Origin of the sequence: Streptomyces niveiscabiei (assembly GCF_001419795.1) — a bacterium.
Classification (GTDB): domain Bacteria; phylum Actinomycetota; class Actinomycetes; order Streptomycetales; family Streptomycetaceae; genus Streptomyces; species Streptomyces niveiscabiei.
Window position 1 is genome coordinate 1 of record NZ_LIRL01000252.1, and the last position, 12,934, is coordinate 12,934.

Consider the following 12,934-nt stretch of genomic DNA (forward strand, 5'->3'; position numbering starts at 1 on the left):
ACCCCCTCCCCCGCCTACACGAACTGCACCCTCTTCAGCTACACCGGCGCCGACCAGACCTTCTCCGTCCCACCCGGCGTCAGCAGCCTGAACGTTCAGCTGTGGGGCGCAGGCGGCGGAGGCGACAACTCGACGTACTACGCCGGCGGCGGCGGCGGCGCGGGCGGCTGGACGCAGACGGCGGGCGCGATCGGCGCCAGCGGCGGCGGCATGTCGGCGCTGTGGAACGGCGCGAGCTTCTCAACTCCCTTGCTGATCGCGGGCGGTGGCGGCGGCGCCTCCCCGGGCGCGGACACCAACAACCCCCGCCCCGGCGCGGGCGGCGGCACGAACGGCGGCGGCGACGGCCAGCCCGCGCTGTCCGGCCAGGGCGGCACGCAGAGCGCGGGCGGCACGGCCGCCACGAACGGCACCGGCGGCTCGCAGTGCGCGGCCACCGCGAACACGGCCGGACGGCAGTGGTACGGCGGCAACGGCTTCAACTCGGTAGCAGGCCGGGGCGGCGAGGGCGGCGGCGGTGGTGGCGGCGGCTACTTCGGCGGTGGCGGCGGCTCCTGCCAGCTGATGGGCCCCAGGACCGCGTACAACGGCCCTGGCGGCGGCGGTTCCGGCTACATCGGCGGAGCGGGGGTGACGGGTGCCTCGACGGTCAACGGCTCCAGCCCGACCGCGAACAACACGGGCGGCGCGGCGGCCGGTACCGGCTCGGCGCAGTACCCGGCGGGCGTCGGAGCGGGCGGCGGCGACTCCAAGAGCGGCGGCAACGGCGCCGTCGTCATCCAGTGGGTCACCCAGACCAAGCTGAGCGTGACGAAGACGGCTTCGCCGAATCCGTACGTCCCCGGCAACCCCGTCACCTACACGGTCACCGTCGCCAACGCGGGCCCGGCCCCGGCGACGAACGCGCGGATCACGGACGCGGTCCCGGCCGGCCTGACCGGCACCACCTGGACCTGCACGGCGTCCAACGGCAGCTCCTGCGGGGCGAGTTCGGGCACCGGCAACGCGCTGAACACGACGGCGACCCTCGCGGCGAACGGCACGGCCACCTACACGGTCACCGGCACCACCTCGCCCTCCGCGACCGCCGCCCTCACCAACACGGCGACCGTCACCCCGCCGCCCGGCGTCAACGACACGACCTGCGGGGCGAGTTGCTCCGCGACGGCGACGACCCCGGCCGCACCCCGCGCCGACCTCGCCGCGACGAAGACGGCGAGCACGGCGAACGTGTCACCGGGCCAGACGTACACGTACACGCTGACGACCACGAACAACGGGCCGTCCACGGCGACGAACGTCCGCATGACCGACACGCTGCCCGACAACGTGACGTTCCAGTCAGGTTCGGGCTGCACGGCGTCCGGGCAGAGCGTCACCTGCGGCCCCACAGCCTCGCTCGCGCCGGGCGCCACCCAGTCCTGGACGATCACCGTCAAGCTCGCGTCCTCCTACAAGGGCAACGGCTCCGACATCGGGAACACGGCGACCACCGTGTCCGACACGCCCGACCCCAACTCCTCAAACAACACGGCGACTTCGGGGCCGCCGCCGATCGTCGCGCAGTCCGACTACGACGTGACGCCGAGCGGCCCGGGCGGGACGGTCGCGCCGGGACAGGCGACGACGATCCCGGTCGTCGTGAAGAACAACGGGCCCGCCGACGCGGCCGGGAACGTCACGGTGACGGTCACGCTGCCGACAGGGGTGACGGCCTCGGGGACGCAGCCACCGGGGTGCACGGCCAACTCGGCCGGGACCGTGGTGACTTGTACGGTCGCCACGCTCACCGCCGGGTCCTCGCTGAACCTGCCCATCAGCGTGCTCGTCTCGCCGAGCGCGCCGCCCAACAGCACGCTGACCCGCCCCGGCGGGATCGTCGTCAGCGGCCCCAACGACAATGTGACCGCCAACAACACGGCGGATGCGGTGGTCCGGACGTCCGGCGCGGTCAGTGATCTGGCGATCACCAAGACCGCGAGCCCGACGAACGTCAACTACGGCGAGAACACCGTCTTCACGGTCACCGTCACCAACAACGGGCCCAGCGACGCCGCGAACGTACAGGTCACCGACCAGCTGCCGAGCGGGCTCACCTATGTGAGCGACGACTCCAACGGTGCCTATTCCGGGGGCGTTTGGCGGCCCGGGACCATCGGGGCGGGCAAGAGCGCCACGCTGAGGATCACGGCCGAGGTGACCAGTACGACGGCTCAGACCAACACCGTCACGCAGGCGACGTCCGACTCGACCGATCCGACGCCGTGTTCGGGGAACTGCGCGTCGGCGACCGTGACGCCGATCGCCGCCGACGTGGCGACGACGAAGACGGCCACGGGGACGCCGATCGCGCCGGGGGAGACGTTCCAGTACGACCTGAAGGTCACGAACAACGGGCCGTCCGCTGCGGCGGCGGTCGCCGTCACGGACACGCTCCCGGCCCAACTGGCCTTCATCTCCTCCGCGTCCGGCTGTACCGCCTCCGGCCAGAACGTCACCTGCCCGCAGATCGCGTCCCTCGCGAACGGCGCGAGCCAGACGTTCACGATCACCGTCCGGCTCGCGTCCACCTACACCGGCAACGGGTCCGACATCGCCAACACGGCCACCTCGACCTCGACCACGCCCGACCAGACGCCGGGGAACAACACGTCCCCGCCCGCGTCCCCGCAGGTCACGGCGCCCAAGACGGGGCTGACGGTGTCCAAGACCGGGTCCTCCACCTCGTACCAGCCCGGCGAGACCTTCTCCTACACGGTGACCGTGCGGAACGCGGGGCCGTCGACCGCGCTGCCGACCGTGACGGACACCCTGCCCGCCGGGTTCTCCGGCTTCGGGTGGAACTGCGCCGCCACCAACGGAAGTTCGTGCGGCGCCGCGTCCGGGAGCGGGAACATCTCCGACCGGCCGAGCGTCGCGCCGGGCGGGACGATCACGTACACCATCAGCGGGACGGTGCCCGCCTCCACGTCCGGGAACCAGACCAACTCGGCGACGGTGACGCCGGGTTCGGGGACCACGGACTCCGGGTGCTCACCCTCGTGCACGTCGTCGGTCGTGACCGACGGGCCCAGCGTGCAGGTGGCCAAGACCTCCGCGCCGGCTCCTGCCAAGGCCGGGCAGACAGTGACGTACACCATCACGCTGAAGAACAGCGGTACCGGGGACGCGAGTTCGTTCACGTACGTCGACGACCTGAGCGACGTGGTGGACGACGCGACGTTCGTGACGGGGTCGATCACGTCAACTCCGGTCGGTGGCACGGGGAGTTACGACCCCGGCACCAAGAAGCTGACGTGGACCGGGGCCGTCGCGGCCGGGGCGACCGTACGCGTGACGTACCAGGTGACCGTGGGGAACCCGCCCGGCGGGAACCAGGTGCTGAAGAACGTGGTCTCCGCGCCGGGCACCAACTGCGCCGCCGGGTCCACGGATTCGGCCTGCTCCGACGACAACGGGGGCGGCATCCCCCGGCTCGCGATCAGCAAGGCCAGCGACGCGGGCGGGGCCGTGCATCCGGGGCAGAAGGTCACGTACACGGTGACCGTCCGGAACCCGGGGACGGCCACCTACACGGGGGCCGCCTGGACGGACGACCTGACCGACGTCCTCGACGACGCGGTGTACGGGGGTGACGCGGCGGCGTCGGCCGGTTCGGTCTCGTACGCGGCGCCGAAGCTGAGCTGGAGCGGGAACCTCGCGGCGGGGGCCTCGGCGACGATCACGTACTCGGTGACCGTGAACTCGCCGGACGCCGGGAACAACAGGCTCACCAACCGGGTCACGTCCAGCACGGACGCGGACTGCTCGGCGTGTACGACCACCAACGGCGTTGCTGGGCTGACGATTTCGAAGTCGGTGTCCAGCGCGACCCCGAAGCCGGGTTCCACTGTGACGTACACGGTCACCGCGACGAACACGGGCTCGGTGACGTACACGGGGGCCTCGTGGTCGGACGACCTCGCGGGTGTCCTCGACGATGCCGCGTACGGGGGTGACGCGGCGGCGTCGACGGGAGCCGTCGAGTATGACAACCCGAAGGTCACATGGACCGGCGATCTGGCGGCGGGGGCGACCGCGACGGTCACCTACTCCGTGACCGTCGACACCCCCGACACCGGGGACAAGAAGCTCACCAACTCCGTGACCGGGCCCGCCGGTTCGACCTGCGACCCCTGTACGACGAGCAGTTCCGTCCCCCAGCTCAAGCTGACCAAGACGTCGACGCCGGCCGACCCGGCGGCGGGGCAGACGGTGACGTACACGGTCGTCGCGGAGAACACCGGGGCCGCCGTCTACACCGGGGCGACCTGGTCCGACGACCTGTCCGACCTGGTCGACGACGGGACGTACAGCGGCGACGCCTCGGCCACCTCGGGCAGCGTCGCGTACGCCGCGCCGAAGCTCACCTGGACCGGCGACCTCGACCCCGGCGACAAGGCGACCACCACCTACTCCGTGAAGCTCGCCAACCCGCTGTCCGGCAACAAGCGGCTGGCCAACAAGGTCGTGTCGACCACGGACACCAACTGCGCGACAGGATCGACCAGTTCGGACTGCGGTGACCAAACACCGGTCACCGTACGCGAGTTGACCATGAAGAAGACGGCTTCCAGCACGGCGCCGAAACCCGGCGACACCATCACGTACACGGTGACCGTGGCGAACACCGGGACGGCCGCGTACCCGGGTGCCCAGTGGTCCGACGACCTGGTCAACGTCCTCGACGACGGGACGTACAACGGCGACGCCTCGGCCACTTCCGGGACCGTGTCGTACGCCGCGCCGAAGCTCGACTGGACCGGCGACCTCGCCATCGGCGCCACCGCGACGGTCACCTACACCGTCACTCTCGCCGACCCCGACGACGGCGACCAGGTCGTCAAGAACACGCTCGTCTCGACCTCCGACGGCTCCAACTGCCAGGCGGACAGCACCGATCCGGCGTGTACGGCGGGCCCGTACGGCATCCCCTCGCTGACCCTCTCCAAGACCGTCTCCCCCGCGAACCCGCTCCCCGGCGACACCCTCACCTACACCATCAAGCTGGTGAACAGCGGCGCCACCGACTACCCGGGCGCGAACTTCAGCGACGACCTGACCGGTGTCCTGGACGAGGGGACGTGGGCGAACCGGACCACGGCGAGCACGGGAACGGTCGGCTACACGGCGCCAGTTGTGCGCTGGACCGGCACTGTTCCCGCCGGGACCACGCAGACGGTCACGTACCAGCTCAAGCTCAACGACCCCCGTACCGGCGACGGCAAGATGGTCAACACCGTCGTCGGACCGGCCGGTTCGAACTGCAAGCCGGGTTCCACCGACAACCGCTGCTCCAGCGACGTCGGCGGCCTGCCCGAACTCCACATCACCAAGACGCAGTCCCCGGCCAACCCGGTCGCCGGACAGCAGGTCACGTACACGGTGGCCGTCGAGAACACCGGCAACGCCGCCTACAACGGGGCGACTTGGTCCGACGACCTCAGCGCGGTTCTCGACGACGCGGTCTACGGCGACGACGCGTCGGCCTCGGCCGGTTCGGTGTCGTACGCGGCGCCGGTCGTGAAGTGGTCCGGCGATCTCGCGGCGGGCGCGTCGGCGACGGTCACCTACAGCGTGCGCGTCAACGCCCCCGTCACCGGCGACCAGAAACTCACCAACTCCGTGACGGGGCCGCAGGGTTCCAACTGCTCCAGCGGTTCGGCCGACGACGACTGCTTGGCGTCCAGCGGGATCGGCGTACTGAAGATCGCCAAGAGCTACAGCCCGCAGATCGCGACGCCGGGCTCGGTGATCACGTACACGGTGACCGTCGAGAACACCGGCACCGGCACCTACCCCGGCGCCTCCGGCTACGACGACCTGACCGGCGTCCTCGACGACGCGGTCTACAACGACGACGCCTCGGCGAACGGGGGCACGCTCAAGTACGAGGCCCCGAGGCTCACTTGGAGCGGCGACCTGGCCGCCGGGGCGAAGGGCACGATCACCTACTCCGTCACCGTGAACGACCCGGACACCGGGGACAAGAAGCTCGCGAACGCGGTGACCGGGCCGCCGGGCTCCAACTGCGCGCCCGGTTCGACCGATCCGGCTTGCGCACCGACGCCCGCCGGGGTACCGACGCTGGCGATCAGCAAGACGGCCTCCAGCAACCGGCCCACGCCGGGGTCGAAGGTCACGTACACGGTGACCGTGACCAACACGGGGACGGCTGCCTACAGCGGGGCCACCTGGTCCGACGACCTGACGGACGTCCTCGACGACGCGACGTACGGCGGAGACGCGGCGTCCTCTGCGGGCAGCGTGAACTACGCCTCCCCGAAGCTGAGTTGGACCGGCGACCTCGCGGCGGGCGCCTCCGCGACCGTCACCTACTCCGTCACCGTCAAGTCCCCGCTCGCCGGGAACGGCAAGCTGGCCAACGCGGTCACCGGCCCCGCAGGGTCCAACTGCCAGTCGGGCAAGCAGAGTCCGGAGTGCTCGACCGGCGACCGGACCGGCGACGGCATCCCCCAGCTCACGCTGACCAAGACGTCGAGCCCGGCGAACCCGGTGCCGGGCACGAAGGTCACGTACACGGTCGTCGCGAAGAACACGGGGACGGCCGTCTACGCGGGCGCCTCCTGGTCGGACGACCTGACCGGGGTGATCGACGACGCGGCGTACGGGAACGACGCGTCGGCTTCGACAGGCAGCGTGAACTACACGGCGCCGAAACTGACTTGGTCCGGCGACCTCGCGCCCGGTGCCTCCGCGACCACCACCTACTCCGCCACCGTCGACGCTCCCGACACCGGCGACCTCACCCTGAAGAACGCGGTCACCGGCCCGAACGGCACGGACTGCAAGGCATGTTCGACCTCCAGCGGCGTCGGCGTCCTCAAGCTCTCCAAGACCTACACGCCGGACACGGCCACCCCGGGCTCGAAGCTGACGTACACGGTCACCGTCGAGAACACCGGCACCGGCACCTACCCCGGCGCCTCCTGGACCGACGACCTCGCCGGAGTCCTGGACGACGCGACGTACGGCGACGACGCGACGGCTTCTTCCGGCGCGGTGAACTACACGGCGCCGAAGCTCACTTGGTCCGGCGACCTTGCGCCGGGCGCCTCCGCGACCACCACCTACACCGTCACCGTCCACGATCCCGACACCGGCGACAAGAAGCTCGGCAACGCCGTCGTCGGCCCCAAGGGCTCCAACTGCGCGGCCGGTTCGACCGACCCGGCCTGCACACCGACCCCGGCCGGCGTCCCGACCCTGTCCATCACCAAGACGGCGTCCCAGAACCGGCCCACGCCGGGGTCGAAGGTCACGTACAAGGTGGTCGTCGAGAACACGGGCACGGCCGCCTACAAGGGCGCGTCCTGGACGGACGACCTCACGGACGTCGTGGACGACGCAACGTACGGGAACGACGCGGCGGCTTCGGCGGGCAGCGTGAACTACGTTTCTCCGAAGCTGAGTTGGACCGGCGACCTCGCGGCGGGTGCTTCCGCGACCGTCACCTACTCCGTCACCGTCAAGTCCCCGCTCGCCGGGAACGGCAAGCTGGCCAACGCGGTCACCGGCCCCGCCGGTTCCAACTGCCAGCCCGGCAGCAAGGCCCCCGAGTGCTCGACCGGCGACCGGACCGGCGACGGCATCCCCCAACTCACCCTGACCAAGACCGTGTCGGAGCCCAACCCGAAGCCGGGGACGACGGTGACGTACACGGTCGTCGCCAAGAACACGGGGACGGCCGCCTACGCGGGCGCCTCCTGGTCGGACGACCTGACCGGGGTCCTGGATGACGCGGTGTACGGGGGTGACGCTGCGGCGACGGCAGGTAGCGTGAACTACGCGGCTCCGAAGCTGAGTTGGACCGGCGATCTGGCGGCGGGCGCGTCCGCGACGACGACCTACTCCGTCACCGTCGACACCCCCGACACCGGGGACAAGAAGCTCACCAACTCCGTCACCGGGCCCGCTGGTTCGGTGTGTGCTCCCTGTACGACGACCAGTTCCGTCCCCCAGCTCAAGCTGACCAAGACCTCCAGCCCGGCGAACCCGGCAGCCGGACAGACGGTCACCTACACGGTCGTCGCCGAGAACACGGGCGCCGCCGCCTACCCCGGGGCGACCTGGTCCGACGACCTGACCGAGCTGATCGACGACGGGACGTACGCGGACGACGCCTCGGCCACTTCCGGGTCTGTCGACTACGCGGCGCCGAAGCTGAGTTGGACCGGCGACCTCCCGGCCGGCGCGTCCGCGACCACCACCTACTCCGTCAAACTCGCCAACCCGCTCTCCGGCAACAAGCGGCTGGTCAACAAGGTCGTCTCGACCGCGGACACCAACTGCCCCCAGGGAACGGCGAATTCCGAGTGCGGCGACCGGACGCCGGTCACCGTACGCGAGCTGACCATGAAGAAGACCTCGTCCAACACGGCACCCAAGCCCGGCGACAAGGTGACGTACACGGTCACCGTCACCAACACGGGCACGGCCGCCTACCCGGGCGCCACCTGGTCGGACGACCTCAGCGGGGTACTGGACGACGCGACGTACGGCGGCGACGCGGCGGCTTCGACGGGCAGCGTGAACTACACGGCGCCCACGCTGAGCTGGACCGGCGACCTCGCGCCCGGCGCCTCCGCGACCACCACCTACACCATCACCCTCGACGACCCCGACACCGGCGACCAGACCCTGAAGAACACCCTGGTCTCGACCTCGCCGGGCGCCAACTGCGGCGCTGGTTCGACGGATTCGGGGTGCACGGCGGGCCCGTACGGCATCCCGGCCCTGACCCTCACCAAGACCGTCTCCCCGGGCACCCCCCTCCCCGGCGACACGATCACCTACACGGTCACCGTCCAGAACACGGGTACGGCCGCGTACCCCGGGGCCGCCTTCACGGACGACCTCTCCGACGTCCTCGACAGCGCGACCTGGCTCAACAGGACGACGGCGACGGCCGGTTCGGTGGCGTACGCGACCCCGAAGCTGACCTGGACCGGCACGGTGGCGGCGGGCGCGACCGAGACCATCACCTACGCGCTCAAGCTCAACAACCCGAAGACCGGCAACGACACCATCGTCAACGCCGTTACCGGACCGGCCGGTTCGAACTGCAAGAAGGGTTCGACCGACAACCGCTGCTCGGCGGCCATCGACGGCCTGCCCGAGCTGCACCTCACGAAGAAGTCCTCGCCGGCCGCCCCGGTCGCGGGCGGCAGGACCACGTACACGGTGACCGTCCAGAACACGGGCAGCGCGGCCTACAAGGGCGCCTCCTGGTCGGACGACCTGAGCGGGGTCCTGGACGACGCGGTGTACGGGAACGACGCGGCGGCGTCCTCCGGCGCGGTGAACTACACGGCACCCAAGCTCACTTGGACCGGCGACCTCGCGGCGGGCGCGTCCGCGACCATCACCTACTCCGTCACCGTCGCCTACCCGGTGAGCGGCGACGGCACCCTGAAGAACGCCCTCACCGGCCCCCAGGGCTCCAACTGCGAGGCCGGTTCGGCGGACGCCGACTGCTCGACCTCGAACGGCATCGGCGCCCTGCGGATCGCCAAGACGTACAGCCCCCAAGTCGCCCTCCCCGGCGGCGAGATGACGTACACGGTCACCGTCGAGAACACCGGCACCGGCCCCTACCCGGACGCCACGTTCACCGACGACCTGACCGGCGTCCTCGACGACGCCGTCTACGGCGACGCCTCGGCCACCTCCGGTTCGGTGTCGTACACGGCGCCCGTCGTGCAGTGGACCGGCGACCTCGCCGCGAAGGCCAAGGCGACCATCACCTACACAGTCACCCTCAAGGACCCCGACACCGGAGACCAGCGCCTCACCAACTCCGTTGTGGGCCCGCCCGGTTCGAACTGCGCACTCGGCTCCACCGACCCGGCCTGCGCACCGCCCCCCGCCGGAATCCCCGCCCTGGAGATCACCAAGACGGCCTCCGCGAACCGCCCCACGCCGGGCACGAAGGTCACGTACACGGTGACCGTCCAGAACACGGGCACGGCCGCCTACGCGGGCGCCTCCTGGTCGGACGACCTCAGCGACGTGCTGGACGACGCGGCGTACGGGGGTGACGCGGCGGCGTCGGCCGGTTCGGTGTCGTACACGGAGCCCGTCGTGAAGTGGTTCGGCGACCTGGAAGCGGGCGCGTCGGTCACCGTCACCTACTCCGTCACCGTCGACAACCCGCTCAAGGGCGATGGCAAGCTCGCGAACTCCGTCACCGGCCCCGCCGGCTCCAACTGCCGCGCGGGCAAGCAGGATGCGTCCTGCTCGACCGGCGACAAGCCCGGAGACGGCATCCCCCAGCTGAAGTTGAAGAAGGCGGTCAGCTCGGGCACCGCGTCGCCGGGGTCGAAGGTGACGTACACGATCACCGCGCAGAACACCGGGACGGCCGTCTACACCGGGGCGTCCTGGTCCGACGACCTCAGCGCGCTGCTGGCCGACGCGGTGTACGGCGGCGACGCGGAGGCTTCCTCGGGATCGGTGAAGTACGCGGCCGAGACGCTCACTTGGACCGGTGACGTGCCCGTCGGGGAGACCGTCACCACGACGTACTCGGTCACCCTCAACGCCACGACGACGTCCACCAAACCCCTGAAGAACACGGTCACTTCGACCCCCGACACCAACTGCCCGACCAGCACGACGAATGCGGACTGCTCCGCCACCCTCGGCGTCCCCCAGTTCTCCATCACCAAGACCGCCTCGACGAACCACCCCCTCCCGGGGCAGGACGTCACGTACACGGTGACCGTCCACAACACGGGGTCCGTCGCCTACCCGGACGCGGTCTGGTCCGACGACCTGAGCGGGGTCCTGGACGACGCGGTGTACGGGGGTGACGCGGCGGCGTCGGCCGGTTCGGTGTCGTACGCGTCGCCCGTCGTGAAGTGGACCGGTGACCTCCCCGTCGGCGAGACGGTCACCGTCACCTACACGGTCAGGACCGAGTCCGACCCGACCCGGCTCGGTGACGGCGTCCTCGCCAACACCGTCACCTCCACCTCGCCGGGCAACAACTGCTCTGTCGCGGCCAACTCCGGCTGCTCCACGACCTCCAGTCCCATCCCGACGCTGCGGTTCGTCAAGTCCCGTACGACACCTGTGGTGTTGCCGGGTGCCAAGGTCGAGTACCAGGTGACCGTGTCGAACCCGACGACGTCCGACTACCCGGACGCGTCCTGGTCCGACGACCTGAGCGGGGTTCTGGACGACGCGGTGTACGGGGGTGACGCGGCGGCGTCGGCCGGTTCGGTGTCGTACGCCGCGCCCGTGCTGAAGTGGTCCGGCGACGTGCCCGGCGGTGCGACCGTCACCGTCACGTACTCGGTGACCGTCGACACCGAGGACCGGGGCGACGGGAAGCTCACGAACACGGTCGTCTCCGGGGTGCCCGGCACCAACTGCCCTGCCGGGTCCGGAAATGCGGCCTGCTCCACCGGCAGCGGGACCAGTGGCGTCGTACCTCGGCTGAAGATCGTGAAGAGCGTCGACGTTTCCGAGGTGCTGCCCGGTGATCTGCTGAACTTCAAGGTCGTCGTCACGAACGAGAGTGCCGCCGACTATCCCGGGGCGACCTTCACGGACCGGGTCGTGCAGGGGGCCGGGCTGCTCAACACGCGGGCGGTGAAGGCGCCGAGCGCGGACTCGGGGACCCTCACGCCGGGTTCCGGGCTGTCGTACCGGTGGGTCGGGGATGTCGGCGCGGGGGCCTCGGTGACCGTGACGTACACGTACATGGCCAACGCCGTGCCGACGGCCGGTGCCCGCAAGGTCGTCAACGAGGTGACCGACGCGAGCGCCAACACCTCGTGCTACGGCAACACCGCCGACGGGACGTACCCCTCCGGGTGCGGGACGACCGTCGGCACACCTCAGTACGAGTGGGGTGAGGCGCCGGACTCGTACCGGACACGCGCGGCCTCCGGTGGGCCCTACCACGCGATCGTCCCCGGGTTGTACCTCGGCAAGGGGTCGTTCCCGGACATCGACGGGCACCCCGGGAGCGCGCGTCTCGACGAGGGCGGGCGTGGTCCTCGGGTACTGCCCGTCGCGTACACCGGTGGTACGGGGTACTCCACCACCGTCGACCTCACCAACACGACCGGTTCGGCCACGCTGCTCGCCGCCTGGCTCGACCACGACTTCGACGGACGGTTCGACCAGGGGGAACGCATCCTCCGGACCATTCCCGCGGGGGCCAGGTCGACCGTGCTGGACTGGGCCGACGCGTCCTTCGCCAAGGCGGGTACTACCTATCTACGCCTGAGGTTGTACGGGGCCCAGGTGCCGGCCGGGCGTAGTCCCGACGTACCTGCGGGGGAGTCCCTCGTCCGCGTCGGCGGCCATCTGCGGAGCGTCCCCGTCCAGCGGGCCCTGCCCGCCGACCCCCAGCCGTACGGGTACGGCGGTGCCGGGCAGGTCGAGGACTTCCGGGTGCGGGCCGCCGCCGGGAAGCTGAACGTGCGGATCACGTCCGACAATCCGCGCCCCCGGCCCGGGGACAAGGTGACGTACACGGTCACCGTNNCAGGTCCTCAAGTACGCCACGTACAACGGGGACGCCGCCGCCTCCAACGGGGCCGTCCGGTACGGGAGTTCGGCCGTCAGCTGGACCGGGACCGCGCCGGCCGACTGCTCGCGTCCCGTCCGGATCACCTTCTCCGTCACGTACGGGCGGGCCCCTGTGCCGCCGGGGACCGTCGTCGACGTACCCGTCGTGGGCGGGCCCGGGGCCAGCAACTGCCCCGCCGGGTCCTCCGCCGCCGAGTGCAACGCGTCCGCCGTGTTCGAGGGGCATGGGCACCTGCCCGACACCGGGGGCGGGCGCGGGATGTCGCCCCTGTGGGGCGTGGTCGCGATCGTGTCGGTCGGGGTCGGGTTGCTGCTGTGTCTCGTGATG

Annotated in this window: 1 protein-coding gene; it reads left to right on the top strand. The window is 70.8% G+C overall.

From position 1 onward, the window contains the following. Nucleotides 1-12,560 (top strand): DUF7927 domain-containing protein (locus tag AOK24_RS47500; protein ID WP_206191194.1); only part of this gene is annotated, 12,560 nt, incomplete at both ends. Nucleotides 12,561-12,934 lie beyond the last annotated feature (374 nt).